This window comes from Cupriavidus gilardii, from assembly GCF_013347325.1.
GTDB classification, from domain to species: Bacteria; Pseudomonadota; Gammaproteobacteria; order Burkholderiales; family Burkholderiaceae; genus Cupriavidus; species Cupriavidus gilardii.
Window position 1 is genome coordinate 472,518 of sequence record NZ_CP054624.1, and the last position, 17,517, is coordinate 490,034.

Sequence of the window (17,517 nt, forward strand, 5' to 3'; positions counted from 1 at the left end):
AGGGAGAACCTCCGCCGCCTGCCGCGACATCCTGAGCTGATCTAGCCAGCTGCATCGCCCAAATGCGTTTCCATGGCGTCCACACGGACCGCCAGGGGGCTCCCTTTTTTATCGAGACCCGTCATGAACCTCTCGAAATTCTTTATCGACCGGCCGATTTTCGCCGGCGTGCTATCGGTGCTGATCTTCCTGATCGGCGCGATCGCCATGTTCAAGCTGCCGATTTCCGAGTACCCGGAAGTCGTGCCGCCGTCGGTCGTGGTGCGCGCGCAGTATCCGGGCGCCAACCCGAAGGTGATCGCTGAAACCGTCGCCTCGCCGCTGGAAGAGCAGATCAACGGCGTCGAGGACATGCTCTACATGTCGTCGCAGTCCAACAGCGACGGCCTGCTGACGCTGACCGTGACCTTCAAGCTGGGCACCGACCCGGACAAGGCACAGCAGCTGGTGCAGAACCGCGTGTCGCAGGCCGAGCCGCGCCTGCCCGAGGACGTGCGCCGGCTCGGCATCACGACCGTCAAGAGCTCGCCCGACCTGACCATGGTGGTCCACCTGGTCTCGCCGAACGATCGTTATGACATGACCTACCTGCGCAACTACGCGGTGATCAACGTCAAGGATCGTCTGGCCCGTATCCAGGGCGTGGGCCAGGTGCAGCTCTTCGGCTCGGGCGACTACGCGATGCGCGTCTGGCTCGACCCCGAGAAGATGGCCGAGCGCCAGCTCGCCGCCAGCGACGTGGTGCGCGCGATCCGCGAGCAGAACGTGCAGGTGGCGGCCGGCGTGATCGGCGCCTCGCCGTCGCTGCCGGGCACCGACCTGCAACTGTCGGTCAACGCCCAGGGCCGCCTGAACTCCGAGGAGGAGTTCGGCGGCATCATCGTGCGCACCTCGCCGGACGGCGGCGTGACCTATCTGCGCGATGTCGCCCGCATCGAGCTGGGCGCGTCCGAGTACGCGCTGCGCTCGCTGCTCGACAACAAGCCGGCGGTCGCGATTCCGATCTTCCAGGCGCCGGGCTCGAACGCGATCCAGATTTCGGACGACGTGCGCAAGACCATGGAAGAACTCAAGGAGAACTTCCCGGACGGCGTCGACTACAGCATCGTCTACGATCCGACGCAGTTCGTGCGGCACAGTATCGAGGCGGTCACGCACACGCTGTTCGAGGCGATCGCCCTGGTGGTGCTGGTCGTGATCCTGTTCCTGCAGACCTGGCGCGCGTCGATCATCCCGCTGCTGGCGGTGCCGGTGTCGATCGTCGGCACGTTCGGCCTGATGTATGCGTTCGGCTTCTCGATCAATGCGCTGTCGCTGTTCGGTCTCGTGCTGGCGATCGGTATCGTGGTCGACGACGCGATCGTGGTGGTCGAGAACGTCGAGCGCAATATCGAGCAGGGTCTGTCGCCGAAGGAAGCCACCTACCAGGCAATGCGCGAAGTCAGCGGTCCGATCATCGCGATCGCGCTGGTGCTGTGCGCCGTGTTCGTGCCGCTGGCCTTCATGACGGGCCTGACCGGCCAGTTCTACAAGCAGTTCGCGCTGACGATCTCGATCTCGACGATCATCTCGGCGTTCAACTCGCTGACGCTGTCGCCGGCGCTGTCCGCGCTGCTGCTGCGCAGCCATGACGCACCGAAGGACTGGCTGTCGCGCGCGATGGACCGCGTGCTGGGCGGCTTCTTCAAGCGCTTCAACCGCTTCTTCGGCGCCAGTTCCGAGCGCTACGGGAAGGGCGTCAAGGGCGTGGTCCGCCGCAAGGGTGCGGTGTTCGGCGTCTACGCGGTGATGCTGGTGCTGACCTGGGGCATCTTCCAGCTGGTGCCGAAGGGCTTCGTGCCGGCGCAGGACAAGCAGTACCTGGTCAGCTTCGCCAAGCTGCCCGACGGCGCGACGCTGGACCGCACCGAGGACGTGATTCGCCGCATGTCCGAGATCGCGCTGAAGCATCCGGGCGTGGAATCGGCGGTGGCGTTCCCGGGCCTGTCGATCAATGGCTTCACCAACAGCCCGAGCGCCGGCATCGTGTTCGCCACGCTAAAGCCGTTCGAGGAGCGCAAGTCCGAAGACCTGAGCGGCAACGCCATCGCGGCGCAGCTGAACCAGCAGTACGGAGCGATCCAGGACGCGTTCATCGCGGTGTTCCCGCCGCCCCCGGTGCAGGGCCTTGGCACCATCGGCGGCTTCAAGCTGATGATCGAGGACCGTGCCGCGCTCGGCTACGACGCGCTGTTCGCGGCGACGAACGCGTTTGCCACCAAGGCGCGCGCGACGCCCGAACTGGCCGGCATCTTCAGCAACTACCAGGTCAACGTGCCGCAGCTGGACGTCCAGCTCGACCGCGTCAAGGCCAAGCAGCTCGGCGTGCCGGTGACGGACGTGTTCGACACGCTGCAGACCTATCTCGGTTCGGCCTACGTCAACGACTTCAACAAGTTCGGCCGTACTTACCAGGTCAAGGTGCAGGCGGATGCCAGCTACCGCCAGCATGCCGAGGACATCCTGCAGCTGAAGACGCGCAACGCCGCCGGCGAGATGGTGCCGCTGTCGTCGCTGGTGCAGGTCAAGCAGAGCTTCGGCCCGGACAGCGTGGTGCGCTACAACGGCTTTACCGCCGCGGACATGAACGGCGGACCGGCGCCCGGCTTCTCGTCGGGCCAGGCGCAGGCCGCGGCCGAGCGCATCGCCGCGGAGACGCTGCCGAAGGGCATCAAGTTCGAATGGACCGAGCTGACCTATCAGGACATCCTGGCCGGCAATGCGGGCGTGTGGATCTTCCCGCTGTGCGTGCTGCTGGTGTTCCTGGTGCTGGCCGCGCAGTACGAAAGCCTGACGCTGCCGCTGGCGGTGATCCTGATCGTGCCGCTGTCGTTGCTGGCCGCGCTGACCGGGGTCTGGCTGACGCGGGGGGACAACAACATCTTCACGCAGATCGGCTTCATCGTGCTGGTCGGGTTGTCGGCGAAGAACTCGATCCTGATCGTGGAGTTTGCCCGCGAACTGGAGCATCAGGGCCGCACCATCGTGCAGGCCGCGATCGAGGCGAGCCGCCTGCGCCTGCGCCCGATCCTGATGACCTCGTTCGCTTTCATCATGGGTGTGGTGCCGCTGGTGGTGTCGACCGGTGCCGGCGCGGAGATGCGCCATGCGATGGGCGTGGCCGTATTCGCGGGCATGCTGGGCGTGACGTTCTTTGGCCTGTTCCTGACGCCGGCGTTCTATGTGGCGCTGCGCAAGCTCGCCACGCGCGGCAAGGCCGAGCCGGAGCCGGCGCCCGAGGCGCAACCGGAACGCGCGGTGGCATTGGCTGAACCGCAACACTGAGTACGAGGGTGGTGTGCTCCCCCCTCTCCCGCTTGCGGGGGAGGGGCTGGGGCGAGGGAAGCAGCAGTCGATGAACGACAACGCAACGATGAGCGCCGCTGTCCCTCTCCCCGACCCTCTCCCGCACGCGGGAGAGGGAGAACACCGCAGGCACATGCCAACGATATCGAATCAAGGAACAACGACATGACAGCAAACCTGCAATCGTGGATGCCGCGGCTGGCGACGCTGGCCGCCGCGCTGGTGCTGGCAGGCTGCTCGCTGGCGCCGACCTACAAGGTGCCGGAAACCGCGACCATGCCGGCCTTCAAGGAGGCCGAGGCCGCGCAGGCCGAAGGCGCGCAATGGAAAGTGGCCACACCGGCCGAGGGTGCCGAACGCGGCCAATGGTGGAAGCTGTTCGGCGATGCGGAGCTGGACCGCCTGATCGAAGCGGCCAACAGCAATAACCAGGACCTGGCCGCCGCCGCCGCGCGCGTCAAGCAGGCACGCGCCTTTACCGGCGTGGCCGAGGCCGACCTCTATCCGCAACTGAGCGTGGGTCTCGATCCGACCCGGTCGCAGCCGTCGGCAGCGTCGCTCGGCTTGCCCGACGGCACGCCGGTATCGCCGCGCACCGTGCTGCGTGCACGTGCCATCGCCAGCTACGAGGTCGACCTGTTCGGCCGCGTGGCCGACAGCGTGCGCGCCGCGCGTGCCGAGGGCGAGGCCGCCGAGGACCTGTTCCGCTCGGTGCAGCTGACGCTGCAGGCCGATGTCGCGCAGGCCTACTTCACGCTGCGCACGCTCGACGCCGAGCGTCAGCTGCTGCGCGCCACCATCGCGCTGCGCGAGGACGCGGTGCGCCTGCTCAAGCGCCGTTTCGATGCCGGCGAAACCACCGACCTGGACCCGGCACGCGCCGAGGCCGAACTCGGCACCGCGCGTGCCGATCTGGCCGACGTCGAACGCCGTCGCGCCAATCAGGAGCATGCGCTGGCCGTGCTGACCGGCGTGCCGCCGGCCCAGTTCGCGCTGGCCGAGCGGCCGTTCGATGCCGCGCCGGTCGCGATTCCGGCGGGCCTGCCGTCCGAATTGCTCGAGCGCCGGCCCGACATCGCACAGGCCGAGCGTCTGATGGCCGCGGCGAACGCACGCATCGGCGTCGCCAAGTCGGCCTTCTTCCCGCGCATCTCGTTGACCGGCGTGTTCGGCTTCGAATCCAGCGAGCTGTCCAACCTGTTCCGCTGGTCCTCGCGCGCCTGGCTGCTCGGTCCGCTGATCGGCTCGACCATTGCCGCGCCGATCTTCGACGGCGGCCGCAACCGCGCCAATCTGGCGGCGGCACGCGCCCAGCATGAGGAAGCGGTGGCAGCCTACCGGCAGACCGTGCTGGTGGCGTTCCGCGAGGTGGAGGACGGGCTGGCCGACGTCCGCTGGCTGTCGCAGCAGGCGAGCGCGCTCGACAGCGCGCTGGCCGGCGCGCGCCGCGCGCAGCGGATCTCGCGCAGCCGCTACGACGCCGGCGCGGTCGACTATCTGACCGTGATCGATGCGGACCGTACGGTGCTGCAATCGCAGCGCGCGGCCAATCAGGTGGCGGGCCTGCGCGCCGCCGCGACGGTGGCGCTGGTGCGGAGCCTGGGCGGCGGATGGGGTCCGGTGCAGGCGCCGAGCGACGCGGCGGCACGTTGATCGCGGCGAGGCAATAACGCAGAACGGCCGCTGCCTGCGTGAAGCAGGCAGCGGCCGTGCCGCAACAAGAGGCCGGTCTTTCACCGGCCTTTTTTTCATCAAAGCATCATGCCGCCCGAGGCCTCGACGCGTTGCGCGTTGATCCAGCCAGTACCGGGTGCGAACAATGCCGCCACGACGGCGCCGATATCGTCCGGCTTGCCGGGCCGGCCCAATGCGGTCACGGAGGATACGAAGGCATTGACCTCCGCGTTGTCGCGCACGGCGCCGCCGCTGAAGTCGGTCTCGATGGCACCGGGCGCCAGCGTGTTGACACTGATGCCGCGCTCGCCCAGCTCCCTGGCCAGATAGCGCGTCAGCACTTCGACGCCGCCCTTCATCGTCGCGTAGGCCGAGTAACCCGGCAGCGCAAAGCGGGCCAGGCCGGTCGACACATTGAGGATGCGCCCGCCGTCCGCAATCAGCGGCAGCAAGGCCTGCGTCAGGAAGAACGGTGCCTTCAGATGGATGCGCATCAGTTCGTCGAACTGGTCTTCGGTGGTTTCGGCAAAGCTCGCATGCAGGCCGATGCCGGCGTTGTTCAACAGGAAGTCGAAACGGTTGCGGCCCCAGCCGACCAGTACGGACTCGACCTGCGCGGCGAAGCCGGCGAAGGTCCGGCTGTCGCCGACGTCCAGTTGCAGCGCGGCGGCGCGCCGGCCCAGCCCCTCGATTTCCGCGACGGCACGCTCGGCCTCGGCACGTTGGCCCCGGTAGGTCAGGATCACGTCGGTGCCCTGGCGGGCGAGGTGGATCGCGGCATTGCGGCCGAGGCCGCGGCTGCCGCCGGTGATCACGGCGATGGTGGAGGTAGTGGTCATCAAGTGGACTCCGGTGGAAGTTCGGGTTTGCGTTTCGGATGCGGTCGCGCCGCATGTGCCCACTTTATTGATTCGACGGGACCGCATAAACTGCCGACATGTGGCAGCTATGTTTGCAATACGTAAACAATTGACCAACGATCCGCCCCATGGATTCCCTCGACACGCTGCGCATCGTTCTGCGCGTCGCCGAACTCGGCGGTTTCGCCCGGGCCGCCGACAGCCTCGCGCTGTCGAAGGCCGCGGTATCGATCGCCGTGCAGCGGCTGGAGGCCAGCCTTGGCACGCAACTCTTCCATCGGACCACGCGCCGGGTCCAGCTGACCGCGGACGGGCAGGCGTTCTGCGAGCGTGCGCGGGATCTGCTCGACGACATGGACGAGTTGCACGGCATGTTCCAGCGCGACGGTGGCGCGCTGAAGGGCCGCTTGCGTGTCGACATGCCGGCGGGCATGGCATCGCGCTTCGTGATTCCGCGACTGCCGGAATTCCTCGACCGGTATCCCGAGCTGTCGATCGAGATCAGCGGCACCGACCGTCGCGTCGATGTCGTGCGCGAAGGCTTCGACTGCGTGGTCCGCGTCGGCACGCTCGACGACAGCAGCCTGGTGGCGCGGCCCCTGGGGGCGATACGGCTGATCAACTGTGCCAGTCCGGACTATCTGCGTCGCTATGGCACGCCGCGCAGCATCGAGGACCTTCGCGATCATCGGCTGGTGCACTACGCCGGCACGTTGGGGCAGCGCCCGCTCGGATTCGAATATCCGGACGGCGGCGGCCATGCGGCATTGCCGATGGCGGGCAGCGTCACCGTCAACAACGGCGCCGCCTACGAAGCCGCGGCCATGGCAGGGCTTGGCATCATCCAGGTACCCGCCATGGCGATGCAGTCAAGGCTGGCCGCGGGGGAGCTGGTCGAAGTCCTGCCGGACTGTCCACCGCCGCCGATGCCCGTGACACTGCTCTATGCGCAGCGGCGCAATCTGCCGCGGCGCGTGCGCGTCTTCATGGACTGGATCGCGCAGGTCCTCGAACCGCATCTCGAACCGGTGCCGTCAAGCCCGCGCAGCGCCTTGCCGGCATGAACCGTTGATGTCCGGCGACGGCGGCCTGCTTGGTGAATTGCACACGCTGCTGCGGTACAGTCGAGGCCATGAGCAAGCCCCGTCCCACCGAGCCCGCCCACGACCATGGTGATGCCGCGCTGCGGCAGCGCGCCGCGCGCCGCAGCACGCTGGTCAGCGTGGCCGTCAATCTGGTCCTGACCGCGGCCCAGGCCATTGCCGGCGTCCTGGCTGGCTCGCAGGCGCTGCTGGCCGATGCGGTGCATTCGCTGTCGGACATGCTGTCCGATTTCATCGTGCTGTTCGCCGGCGTGCATAGCGGCAAGGGGCCCGACGAAGACCACCAGTACGGCCACCAACGCTTCGAGAACGCGGCTTCGCTGGCGCTCGGCGTGCTGCTGCTGGCGGTCGGCGTGGGCATGCTGTGGTCGGCTGCCGGCAAGGTGGACCCCGCCGCCGACACGCCGCCGGTCGGCATGGTGGCGCTGTGGGTGGCGCTCGGCACGCTGGTGTTGAAGGAATCGCTGTTCCGCTATCTGCTGGCGGTCGCGCACCGCGTTCGCTCGAGCATGCTGGCGGCGAACGCGTGGCATTCGCGCTCGGACGCCGCGTCGTCCCTGGTGGTCGCGCTCGGCATCGGCGGTAGCCTGCTCGGCTACCGCTGGCTCGACCCCGTCGCCGCGATGGTGGTCGGCCTGATGATCATCCGCATGGGCTGGCGTTTCGGCTGGAACGCGATGCAGGACCTGATGGACCGCGGCGCCGACGCGCAGACGGTCGAGGCGATCCGGCACAGCCTGTTGTCGACCCCCGGCGTACTGGGCGTGCACAACCTGCGCACCCGCAAGATGGGCGACCTGATCCTGGTCGACGTGCACTTGGAGATGGAGGCGATGCTGACCGTCGAGCAGGGCCACGCCATCGCGATGGAGGCCCGCCGGCGCGCGATGGAGAATCGCGACGTGCTCGACGTGATGACCCACATGGACCCGGTCCGCCGCGGCGGCGCCACGATGGACCGCGCGGCCGGCTAGCGCTTGCGCAGCGGCGCAAGCAGATGCGACAGGCCGTTGTGGTCGAGCTCCTGCATCAACGCCAGCAGCCGCCCGATTTCGCCGGGCGGAAATCCTTCGCGCGCAAACCAGTTCAGGTAGTTGCCCGGCAGGTCGGCGATCAGCCGGCCCTTGTATTTGCCGAACGGCATGGTGCGGGTAACGAGGAGTTGGAGGTCTTCGGGTTGCATGGCGGCTGCGAGCAGTTCGGCCGGGATGGGAACGCTTGTCGAACTGTTCGGGTGAGTCGGCGAAAACTACAATCGTATCCGACATGCCATCCATGGAACCGTCCACCACCTCGATCGCAGCCCAGCACGCGATGCGTGTCGCCCTGCTAGGCGCTCTCGGCCGCTGCCACGGCGCCATCGAGGCCGCCTTTGTATTCGGCTCGTTGGCACGCGGTGCTGCGGCTCCTGGCAGCGATGTCGACGTCTTCATCGTCGGCGACATCGATTTCAGAGAAGTCGTACGGCTTTTCTATCCGGTCGAAGGTACGCTCGGTCGTGATGTCAATCCCGTGGTATTGACAGCGCGGGCATGGCGGACCCGGGTAAGCGAGCGTGATCCCTTTCTCTCCGACGTGCTGACCAGGCCGAAGTTGTTCCTGATCGGAAGCGAGCATGTCCTTGCAGAACTTGGTGGGGATCAGTCCCGACGTGGTGGTCCCGGATCGGAGGCACATCCAGCGACTTCTGGCTGCGGTCAGGCGAAATCTCGCTGATGCCCATATCGAGGGTCTGAGCAACGAGAACCGCTTCGATGTCGCCTACAAGGCGATCATGCAACTCTCCATGCTTGTGTTGCATGCCTGCGGATACCGTACGCTGACTAGCCGCGCTGGGCATCATACGTCTTGCACTGGCTGCATGCCGAGAAGTCGGAATTGCTCTCCTGGGCCAGCAAGGACCCAAGGCGACTCTGCAGTGCCATCAACCAGCCTCGACCCCCGCCGCAGCCGTAGGCAGCGACGGACGGGTCCGCTCCAGCCGCACGCTCCAGGCTGCGACCGCCAGTGCCGATAGCGGGGCCAGCGCGGCGACCCAGGGCAGGGCGGTCAGGCCCGGTCCGTGGTCGATCACCATGCCGCCGAGCCAGGCGCCGAGTGCATTGCCGAGATTGAAGGCGGCGATGTTGAAGCTCGATGCCAGATTCTGGCCCGGGCCGCGCGCGTGCCGCAGCACGCGCAGTTGCAGCGGCGACACCGTGGCGAAGGCGGCGATGCCCAGGATGCCGACGAAGGCGACCACCGCGAACTGGTTGTGGATGGCGAAGGTCATCAGCGCCAGCACCGAGGCCAGCGACGTGAGCGTGGCGAGCACCGCGGCGACCGGACGGCGGTCGGCCAGCCGGCCGCCGAGCAGGTTGCCGACGATCATGCCGGCGCCGAACAGCAGCAGGATCGGCGACACCGCCGCCTCGCCATAGCCGGCCACCTTCGTCAGCAGCGGCTGCACGTAGGTGATCACCGCGAAGATGCCGATGGCCTGCAGGATCGTCATGGCAAGGCCCAGCATCACCTGCGGGCGCACCATGGTCGCCAGTTCGTCCTTCAGCGAGGCGGGCGCGCTGTGGTCGCGGCTGGCCTTGACCAGCATGCCGATCACCACCAGCGATACCAGCCCGATCAGCGTCATCGCCCAGAACGTCGAACGCCAGCCCAGATGCAGCCCGAGCCAGGCGCCGGCGGGCATGCCGAGCAGCGTCGCCAGCGTCAGGCCGGAGAACATCACCGAGATTGCCGAGGCGCGGCGGTCTTCCGGCACCAGCCCGGTCGCCACCACGGCGCCGACGCCAAAGAAGGTGCCATGCGTCAGCGACGTGATCACGCGGGCGATCATCAGCGTGGTGTAGTCCGGCGCCAGTGCGCAGGCCGCATTGCCGACGGTGTAGATCACCATCAGCGCCAGCAGCACCGCCTTGCGCGGCATGCGCCGGGTCAGCAGCGTCAGGATCGGCGCGCCGGCGGCGACGCCGAACGCGTAGCCGGACACCAGCATGCCGGCCGAGGCAATGGACACGTGCAGATCGGCGCTGACCTGCAGCAGCAGGCCCATGATCACGAATTCGGCGCAGCCGATGCCGAAGGAGCCGGCGGTCAGCGCGTAGAGCGCCAGCGGCATGCCGGCGCGCGCAGGCTTGGCAGTGGGGTTGTTAGTGGGCGGGATGGTGGCGGTAGGCGGGGCGGCCATGACAACTCTCCTATTGGAAGGCCCGCAGTTTGCCCGTCCCCATCTTTTTGAAAAACCGGCGGTATCATGAATCAGTTTCAATATTTGATTGATAGTCATGGACCGTATCGGCGATATCGCGCTGTTCCTGCGCGTGCTGGACCTCGGCTCGATCAGCGCAGCGGCGCGCAGTCTCGATCTGTCGGTGGCCGTGGCCAGCCAGCGCCTGAAGCGGCTGGAACAGGATCTGGGCGTGCGGCTGCTGCATCGGACCACCCGCAGGCTGCACGCGACGCCCGAAGGCGCGGCGCTTGCCGAGCAGGGCCGGGGGCTCGTCGAGGAACTGGAGGCGCTTGGCAGTTCGTTGCGACGGGCCGGTGGCGAGGTCACCGGTACGCTGCGGGTGACCACGGCGTCGTCGTTCGGGCGCCAGTACCTGTCGCCGTTGTTGCCCGAGTTCATGGCGCGGCATCCGCAACTGCGGCTGAACATCCATCTGGACGACCGCGTGGTGGATCTGGTCAGCGCCGGCTTCGATCTGGCGGTGCGCATCGGTGCGCTCGACGATTCGACGCTGGTGGCCCGCAAGCTCGCCAACAATCGGCGGCTGCTGTGCGCGTCCCCGGAATATCTGCGCCGTCATGGCACGCCGCGCACGCCCGACGACCTGTCCCGGCACGAGTGTCTGGTGCTGGTGGGAAGCCAGGGGCGGCAGGACCTGTGGCGGCTGGAGGACCCCGACGGCCGCGAGATCGCGGTACGGGTACGAGGCCGGATCGAGGCCAATACCGGCGAATTGCTGTCGGACGCGGCGCTGGGCGGGCTCGGCATCGCGCTGCATTCGTACTGGCATGTCTGCGCGATGTTGCGGGCCGGCCAGCTGGTGCAGGTGTTGCCGGACTATCAGATCGCCGACACCGGCATCTATGCGGTGATGCCGCAGAGACGGCTGGTGCCGCCCCGTGTGCGGGCACTGGTTGATTTCCTGGCCGAGCGCTTCGGCGATGTTCCGCCGTGGGAACGTGGCGACAGCCGCGGAGGCTGAACCGAAACGGATGCGCGCCCGCGATCCTTCAACAAAAGCCGGTGGCGCGCGGCGGCGGCCACGCCATGGACCGGACGAGCCGGTCGTGGGCTGGTCGCCACCGCCAACACACCTGTCACGATTTCAGTTTCGATTTGCCGCCCTTGTGCGCGCCGTCCGAATAGGGATTGCGCGGACCGCTCCTGGCGCCGTCGCTGTAAGGATTGCGCGCACCGGCCCTGGCACCCTGGCTGTACGGGTTGCGCGCGCCGGCCTTGGGCCCCTTGGCCTTGCCGTTCGATGCGAGCGTCGAGCGCTGCTCGGTACGGGCGCCCTGCGTGTACGGGTCGAATCGGTCCGAACGCGCGCCCTGCGAGTAGGGATCGCGTGCGCCGGTGGTCTGTGCGTTGGCCGATGACATTGCGCCGAACGTCACCATGGCGGCGATCGCCATGCCAACGAGTCCGCGCGTGGAAGCCGTCGAAATCGGCGCCGTCGTCTGCGAAGGGAAAGGTCTTTTCAGCATCATCTACCTCATCGTCTGGCGCCGCGATTGCCGGCGCGGATTGCATGGAACAGTGGATCCGTTCCACGTTGGGTCATGCGCGGGCCGCTGTCGCGGTCAGCGCATGGTCGCTCAGGAAGCGGTGAATCTGGGACACGACGGCGGCCCCCTCGCCAACGGCCGAGGCGACACGCTTGGTCGATCCAGAACGCACGTCGCCGATCGCAAAGACGCCTGCCGCACTGGTTTGCAGCGGCAGCTCCGCGCTCGAAGGCGATGGCAGGTCGGCGCCGGTCAGCACGAAGCCCTTGCTGTCCAGCGCGATGCCGCAGGGGCCCAGCCAGCCCGTCTTGGGATCGGCGCCGATGAAGACGAACAGATGGCGCGCAGAAATGGCACCTTCGATGCCGCCGGCGCCGCGGTAGTGCACGCGTTCGAGCCTTCCCTCGCCCTCGAGCTGCGTCAGCTCGGTCCGGGTATGCACGGTGACGTTCGGCAGCGAGCCGATGCGATCGACCAGGTAGCGCGACATGCCGAGCGCGAGACTCGCGCCCCGGATAAAGATGTGCACGTGTTCGGCGTGGCTGGCGAGGAAGACGGCGGCCTGCCCCGCGGAGTTGCCGCCTCCAAGCAGCAGCACCGGCTCCTTGCGGCAGAGCCTGGCTTCCACCGGCGTGGCCCAGTAGTAGACCCCCGAACATTCGAGGCTGGCCAGATTGCCCAGATCGGGACGCCGGTATTCGGCGCCGCTGGCGATCACCACGGTGCGCGCGCTGATGCGCCGGCCATCGGCGAGCTCGACACAGCGCGGATGCCGGTCACAGTGCAGCGACGTGACCTCGCACGGAATGCCGATATGCGCGCCGAACTTCTGCGCCTGCACGAACGCCCGGCCGGCCAGCGCCTGGCCCGTGATGCCGGTGGGAAAGCCCAGGTAGTTCTCGATGCGGGCGCTGGTGCCCGCCTGCCCGCCGGGCGCACGGCAATCGAGCACGGCGACCGACAGTCCTTCGGAAGCGGCGTAGACGGCCGCGGCCAATCCGCCGGGTCCGGCGCCGACGATGGCCACGTCATAGACATGGGCCGGGTCGAAGTCCGGAATCAGGCCCAGGCAGGAGGCCAGGTGGCGCTCGTCTGGATTGCGCAGCACCCGGCCATCGGGGCATACCACCAGAGGAAACTCGTCGTGTCTTGGCGTCAGCCGGGCCAGCAGCGCGATGGCGTCGGCATCCTGCTCGGCATCGAGCGTGGTATGCGGAAAGGCATTGCGCCGAAGGAAGTTCTGCAAGCCCCGGGTTCGCGCATCGCCCGGCCGACCGAGCAGGACGACGCCGTGGCCGCGCTCGAGCACCAGCACCCGTCGCAGGATCAGCGCCCGGATGATGGTCTCGCCGATGTCCGCCTCGTTGATCATCAGCTTGCTCAGTTCGTCGGGACGCAACAGCACCGCTTCGACATCCTCGACCACGCAGGCATCGACGACGGCCGGCTTGTTCGACAGCTGCGTGACATCCGAGGTGAACTCCCCGCGGCGGCTATAGACGTGGATGGTCTGCCCGGCGCGCAATCCATCGCGGCCGGAGATCCGCACCTTGCCCGACAACAGCAGGAACACGCCGGGGCATGGACTGCCGGCCCGGTACAGATAGTCACCGGCGGCGAAGTGGCACAGCGAGCCGAAGCGTCGCACCCGTTCGATGTCGGCGTCCGCCAGCACCGGAAACATCTGGTGAAAGCGCGGATGATCGCGCACGCCGCCATCGGCTACCAGCGCGCCGTCATCGTCTTGCGCTTCGACCTGCTGTCGCGCGCCTGCTGCGTCGGGCGGGACCGTCGGATCCATGCCTGCTCCTGGTTGGCCGCCCGCTACGCCCGGGCCGGCAGGTCCATCAGCTTTTCCATCGTGATCGGCAGATCGCGGATCCGTTTGCCGGTCGCATGGTGGACCGCGTTGGCAACCGCCGCCGCCAACCCCGTGATGCCGATTTCGCCGATTCCGCGCGCGCCGAACTCGTTGAACGCTAGGTCCGGATAGTCGAGCAGGATCACGTCGATCTCCGGCTGGTCCGCGTGCACCGGCATCACGTATTCCGCGCAGTTGTTGTTGCCCGGAATGCCGTTGCGCTCGTCGAATTCCGTCGCTTCGAACAGCGCCATGCCGACCCCCATCACGATCGCGCCCTCGACCTGATTGCGCGCCATGACGGGGTTGATGACGCGGCCGACATCGATCGCGCTGACGACCCGCGCGACGCGCAGCCGCGAAATGCCCGGGTCCCACCGCACTTCGACGAAATGGGCGCCGAAGGACATGAAGGACACCTTGTCGGTCGGCGTGCCGCCCGTATGCGCATGGCCTTCGGCATTGGCGAAGCGCCGGGCGCGAAGCACGTCGGCAAAGTCGATCGCCCGCTTGCCATCGGTCAGCTGCCCCTTGCGCATGCGCAGCGCTTCCGGCTTGACGCCGGCGAACTCGCCGCCGGGCTGCGTGGCGATGCCGCCCAGTTGCGCGATGGCGTTGCGCGTCGCCTCGGCGATCGCCGGCAATACGCTGGCGGTCGCCCACGACCCCCCGGAGACCGGCGCGGCGGGGAACGAGGAGTCGCCCAGCTTGACTTCGATCCTGTCCAGGCCGAGCCCCGTCAGCTCGCTGACGGTCTGCGCCGCAATCGTGTAGGTGCCGGTGCCGATGTCCTGGATCGCGCAGAAGGCGATCGCGGTACCGTCGTCACGCAGCTGCACGCGCGCCTGCGCCGGCGTACGCCACGCGTCCCAGTTGCAGACCGCGACTCCATATCCGGCGATCTCGTTGCCGACCCGCATCGAGCCGATGCGCGGATCGCGCCTGGTCCAGCCGATCTTGTCGGCGCCCTTGGCAATGGCCTCGCGCAAATGATTGCTGGACCATGGCAGATTCAGGCTTTCGTCGCGCGTGGACAGATTGGCGAGCCGGAACTGGACCGGGTCGGTGCCGCAGGCCAGCGCCAGTTCGTCGATCGCCGATTCGAGTGCGAACAGCCCCGGGGCCGCGCCGGGCGCCCGCATCGACGTGGGGGCGCCGCGGTGCACCTCGGCAGTGTGGTGGCTGACCAGGACGTTCGGGCACGCGTAAATGCTGCTTGTCATGCCGCCGCAGTTCTCGACGTACTGCTCGATGAAGGACGTGGTATTGATCGACTCGTGCCGGATCGACGTGATCCGGCCTTTCGCGTCGGCGGCCAGCCGCAGCCGCTGCTTCGTCTCCGGCCGGTGTCCCGTCGCGGTAAACATCTGCGCCCGCGGCACCACCAGCTTGACCGGCCGGCCCGTCATCCGGGCCGCCGCGCTGGCCGCCACCGAATGCGGCCACAGGAACAGCTTGCAGCCGAAGCCGGAGCCGATGAACGGCGCTTCGACCGTGACGTACTCGGGCGGCAGTCCGAAGATCTGCGCCAGCGTGTTGCGATGGACCGTGACGCCCTGGGATGCCTCGTAGACCCGCAGGCGGCCGCCGTCCCACCAGGCGACGGTGGCGTTCATCTCCATCGGATTGTGGCTCTCGACCGGCGTGTGGTAAGTCGCATCGACTCTGACCGGCGACTGCTCGAAGACCGCCGCCGCCGACCCGCGTGCGTGCCCCCGTCCGCCGTCCTGCGGCTTGCCGGCGGCGAGCGCCTGTTCGAGGTTCGCCAGCGCTTTCGTCTGCTGGTAGCTGACCTTTACCTTGTAGGCCGCTTCCCGCGCGTGCTCGAAGGTATCGGCGATGACCAGCGCGACAAACTGGCCGGCGTAGTGGATGGTCGCGTCCTCGAACGGCAGCCGATGCTCGTCGGTGATGGCCGTCGTCAGGATCGCCGTTGCCGAGATCGGATTCTTCGGAATGCGATGCAGCGGCAGGAAGCGATTGTGATGAAGGACATCGACCACACCTGGCGTGCGCATGGCTTCGCTGACGTCGATGTGTTCGATGCGGCCGCTGGCGATGGTGCTGAAGACGCCGTAGGCGTACAACATGCCCGGCAAGCGCCGGTCGGCGGTATAGGGGGCGGCGCCGGTCAGCTTGAGGCGGCCATCGATACGGCGCGGCGAGGCGCCAATGGCGTTGGTAGTCACGCGGATCTCCGGAAACAGGATGGGCTGCGGATCGATAGGTGGCAAACGGGCGCTACGCGAGCAGCGTCGACAGGTTGCGGGACACCGCCTGCTGGCCGAGCAGGATCTTGAAGCCGTTCTGCCCGTACGATTTGGCCCCGGTCATCGCCGCCGCCGCGGCCGACTGGATCAGCGCCGGCGTCGGCGTCTGGCCGCGCAATACCGCCTCGGCGCCTTCGGCGCGCCACGGCTTGGTGCTGACGCCGCCCAGCGCAATGCGGATATCGCGCACGGCGTTGCCGTCCATCACCAGCACGATGGCGCTCGATGCCAGCGCAAACTGATACGAGGTACGGTCGCGCAGCTTCAGGTAGGCGGACCGGCTTTGCGCCAGCGGCGGGTCGAGCGTGACGTGCGTAATCAGCTCGCCGGGCTGGATCGCATGCTCCTTCCACGGCTCGCTGCCCGGCAGCAGGTGGAACTGCGCGAACGGCACCTCGCGTCTTCCATTCGGACCCTGCAGCTGGATCGTCGCGCCGATCGCCACCATGGCCACGCACATGTCGGACGGATGAGCCGCAATGCAGTGTTCACTGCCGCCGAGCACGGCATGGACATTGCGATTCAGCCCTTCGATCGCCGGGCATCCCGACCCCGGCGTGCGCTTGTTGCACGGCGAGACGCCGTCGCGGAAGTAGCCGCAGCGCACGCGCTGCATGATGTTGCCCGCCGTGGTGGCCTTGTTGCGCAGCTGGGTACTGGCGCCGGACAGCAGGGCCTGGGACAGCACCGGGTAGTGGCGCTGGATGTGGGGGTGCCGCGCCAGTTCCGTATTGCTGACCATGGCGCCGATGCGCACGCGGCCGTCCGCGCCCACTTCGATCTGGTCGAGCCCGAGCCGGTGGATGTCGACCAGCCGGGCAGGTCGCGTGATGTCGAGCTTCATCAGGTCCAGCAGCGTGGTGCCGCCGGCAAGATAGACCGTGTCGCCGGCACCGGCATGCAGCGCGATCGCTTCGTCGATGCTGCCCGCGCGCGAGAATTCGAAGTTGCGCATCAGCTCTCTCCCCGCAGTTTGCCGCGCGCGTCCTGAATCGCCGTGACGATGTTGCGGTAGGCACCGCAGCGGCAGATGTTGCCGCTCATCGCTTCGCGCAGCGATGCGTCGTCGGCGGGGATACGCTTGTCGCCGATCACGCCGACGGCGCACATGATCTGGCCCGCCGTGCAGTAGCCGCACTGGTAGGCGTCGTGTTCCCAGAACGCCTGTTGCACCGGATGCAGCCGTTCGCCTTGCGACAGGCCCTCGATCGTGGTGATGTCGTCGCCCTGGTGCATCACGGCGAGGGACAGGCACGCATTGACGGGCACGCCGTTGACGTGCAGCGTGCAGGCGCCGCATTGGCCATGGTCGCAGCCCTTCTTGGTGCCAGTCAGGCCCAATTGATCGCGCAGTACGTCGAGCAGGATCGCGTTGTTGGCCACGGAAAGCGTGTGCGTTTTTCCGTTGACCTTCAGCGTCAGCGCACGCGCATCGGCGGCTTCGCGGCCGGCAGGGCCGCCGCTGGGCGCCGCGGATGCCGTCGGGATCCAGCCGACACTGGCTGCGCCGACGCCTGATGCGCCGACCGATTGCAGGAAACGTCGCCGCGTCAGTCGTGGTTTCAACGCGCCGGTCGCGTCGTCGAGCTGGTGCTCGCCGTCGTGGTTTGCTGTATCGCCCATGGGCCTGATCTCCGGGTGGGGGAAGGAGGAGATTTCATGGTAGTGGG

General features: G+C 67.6%; 14 protein-coding genes. 6 read left to right on the top strand and 8 right to left on the bottom strand.

Features of this window, described 5'->3' with window-relative positions; translation table 11 throughout:
- Positions 1-123 precede the first annotated feature (123 nt).
- Together FOB47_RS02205 and FOB47_RS02210 are read left to right on the top strand one after the other, a co-directional pair.
- Positions 124-3,324 (top strand): efflux RND transporter permease subunit, encoded by a 3,201-nt coding sequence (locus tag FOB47_RS02205; protein ID WP_174779811.1) that lies wholly within the window; start codon positions 124-126, stop codon positions 3,322-3,324.
- 186 nt (positions 3,325-3,510) lie between these two features.
- Positions 3,511-4,998 (top strand): efflux transporter outer membrane subunit, encoded by a 1,488-nt coding sequence (locus tag FOB47_RS02210; RefSeq protein ID WP_053824351.1) that lies wholly within the window; start codon positions 3,511-3,513, stop codon positions 4,996-4,998.
- Positions 4,999-5,096: 98 nt separating this feature from the next.
- Here the strand turns inward: FOB47_RS02210 and FOB47_RS02215 are convergent, their stop codons facing one another.
- Positions 5,097-5,858, bottom strand: a complete 762-nt coding sequence (locus FOB47_RS02215; protein ID WP_174779812.1) for an SDR family NAD(P)-dependent oxidoreductase — start codon at positions 5,856-5,858, stop codon at positions 5,097-5,099.
- 149 nt (positions 5,859-6,007) lie between these two features.
- On the opposite strand from FOB47_RS02215, the gene FOB47_RS02220 reads away from it, so the two are divergent.
- The gene (locus tag FOB47_RS02220; RefSeq protein WP_174779813.1) at positions 6,008-6,943 is read left to right on the top strand and encodes a LysR family transcriptional regulator; all 936 of its coding nucleotides are present in this window, start codon (positions 6,008-6,010) and stop codon (positions 6,941-6,943) included.
- Positions 6,944-7,011: 68 nt separating this feature from the next.
- Complete coding sequence (locus FOB47_RS02225) at positions 7,012-7,956, top strand: cation diffusion facilitator family transporter (protein ID WP_174779814.1); 945 nt, start codon at positions 7,012-7,014, stop codon at positions 7,954-7,956.
- Here FOB47_RS02225 and FOB47_RS02230 read toward each other — a convergent pair.
- Positions 7,953-8,165: a DUF3820 family protein gene (locus FOB47_RS02230; protein ID WP_006576618.1), complete on the bottom strand. Its 213-nt coding sequence runs from the start codon at positions 8,163-8,165 to the stop codon at positions 7,953-7,955. The two genes, FOB47_RS02225 and FOB47_RS02230, sit on opposite strands and share 4 nt — an antisense overlap.
- Positions 8,166-8,257: 92 nt before the next feature.
- Here FOB47_RS02230 and FOB47_RS02235 point away from each other — a divergent pair, with 92 nt between their 5' ends.
- On the top strand, positions 8,258-8,698 hold the full coding sequence (locus FOB47_RS02235; protein ID WP_174779815.1) for a nucleotidyltransferase domain-containing protein: 441 nt from the start codon (positions 8,258-8,260) through the stop codon (positions 8,696-8,698).
- A 208-nt stretch (positions 8,699-8,906) separates the two neighbouring features.
- On the opposite strand, the gene FOB47_RS02240 is transcribed toward FOB47_RS02235, so the two are convergent.
- On the bottom strand, positions 8,907-10,097 hold the full coding sequence (locus tag FOB47_RS02240; protein WP_053824345.1) for an MFS transporter: 1,191 nt from the start codon (positions 10,095-10,097) through the stop codon (positions 8,907-8,909).
- A gap of 166 nt (positions 10,098-10,263) precedes the next feature.
- Between FOB47_RS02240 and FOB47_RS02245 the strand changes: the two genes are divergently transcribed.
- A complete protein-coding gene (locus FOB47_RS02245; RefSeq protein ID WP_174779816.1) occupies positions 10,264-11,190 on the top strand; it encodes a LysR family transcriptional regulator in 927 nt (308 codons plus the stop codon).
- Between the two features lie 115 nt (positions 11,191-11,305).
- Here FOB47_RS02245 and FOB47_RS02250 read toward each other — a convergent pair whose 3' ends face one another.
- The 5 genes from FOB47_RS02250 to FOB47_RS02270 all read right to left on the bottom strand — a co-directional run bounded on the left by FOB47_RS02250 (position 11,306) and on the right by FOB47_RS02270 (position 17,470).
- Positions 11,306-11,623 carry a hypothetical protein gene (locus FOB47_RS02250; protein ID WP_174779817.1) on the bottom strand — a complete coding sequence of 106 codons (318 nt, stop codon included), beginning with the start codon at positions 11,621-11,623 and terminating at the stop codon, positions 11,306-11,308.
- Positions 11,624-11,768: 145 nt separating this feature from the next.
- Positions 11,769-13,517, bottom strand: a complete 1,749-nt coding sequence (locus FOB47_RS02255; protein ID WP_174779818.1) for an FAD-dependent oxidoreductase — start codon at positions 13,515-13,517, stop codon at positions 11,769-11,771.
- A 23-nt stretch (positions 13,518-13,540) separates the two neighbouring features.
- Positions 13,541-15,766, bottom strand: a complete 2,226-nt coding sequence (locus tag FOB47_RS02260) for a xanthine dehydrogenase family protein molybdopterin-binding subunit (RefSeq protein WP_174779819.1) — start codon at positions 15,764-15,766, stop codon at positions 13,541-13,543.
- Positions 15,767-15,818: 52 nt separating this feature from the next.
- Entirely contained in the window at positions 15,819-16,802 is a 984-nt protein-coding gene (locus tag FOB47_RS02265; RefSeq protein WP_174779820.1) for an FAD binding domain-containing protein, read from the bottom strand.
- A complete protein-coding gene (locus FOB47_RS02270; protein ID WP_064576271.1) occupies positions 16,802-17,470 on the bottom strand; it encodes a (2Fe-2S)-binding protein in 669 nt (222 codons plus the stop codon). Before FOB47_RS02270 ends, FOB47_RS02265 begins: the two co-directional genes overlap by 1 nt.
- Positions 17,471-17,517 lie beyond the last annotated feature (47 nt).

Excerpts from the sequence above, each read along its gene's own strand:
- FOB47_RS02205 (WP_174779811.1), top strand. The coding sequence starts at position 124 with ATGAACCTCTCGAAATTCTTTATCGACCGGCCGATTTTCGCCGGCGTG.
- FOB47_RS02210 (WP_053824351.1), top strand. The coding sequence starts at position 3,511 with ATGACAGCAAACCTGCAATCGTGGATGCCGCGGCTGGCGACGCTGGCC.
- FOB47_RS02215 (WP_174779812.1), bottom strand. The coding sequence starts at position 5,858 with ATGACCACTACCTCCACCATCGCCGTGATCACCGGCGGCAGCCGCGGC.
- FOB47_RS02220 (WP_174779813.1), top strand. The coding sequence starts at position 6,008 with ATGGATTCCCTCGACACGCTGCGCATCGTTCTGCGCGTCGCCGAACTC.
- FOB47_RS02225 (WP_174779814.1), top strand. The coding sequence starts at position 7,012 with ATGAGCAAGCCCCGTCCCACCGAGCCCGCCCACGACCATGGTGATGCC.
- FOB47_RS02230 (WP_006576618.1), bottom strand. The coding sequence starts at position 8,165 with ATGCAACCCGAAGACCTCCAACTCCTCGTTACCCGCACCATGCCGTTC.
- FOB47_RS02235 (WP_174779815.1), top strand. The coding sequence starts at position 8,258 with ATGGAACCGTCCACCACCTCGATCGCAGCCCAGCACGCGATGCGTGTC.
- FOB47_RS02240 (WP_053824345.1), bottom strand. The coding sequence starts at position 10,097 with ATGCCGCTGGCGCTCTACGCGCTGACCGCCGGCTCCTTCGGCATCGGC.
- FOB47_RS02245 (WP_174779816.1), top strand. The coding sequence starts at position 10,264 with ATGGACCGTATCGGCGATATCGCGCTGTTCCTGCGCGTGCTGGACCTC.
- FOB47_RS02250 (WP_174779817.1), bottom strand. The coding sequence starts at position 11,623 with ATGGCGATCGCCGCCATGGTGACGTTCGGCGCAATGTCATCGGCCAAC.
- FOB47_RS02255 (WP_174779818.1), bottom strand. The coding sequence starts at position 13,517 with ATGGATCCGACGGTCCCGCCCGACGCAGCAGGCGCGCGACAGCAGGTC.
- FOB47_RS02265 (WP_174779820.1), bottom strand. The coding sequence starts at position 16,802 with ATGCGCAACTTCGAATTCTCGCGCGCGGGCAGCATCGACGAAGCGATC.
- FOB47_RS02270 (WP_064576271.1), bottom strand. The coding sequence starts at position 17,470 with ATGGGCGATACAGCAAACCACGACGGCGAGCACCAGCTCGACGACGCG.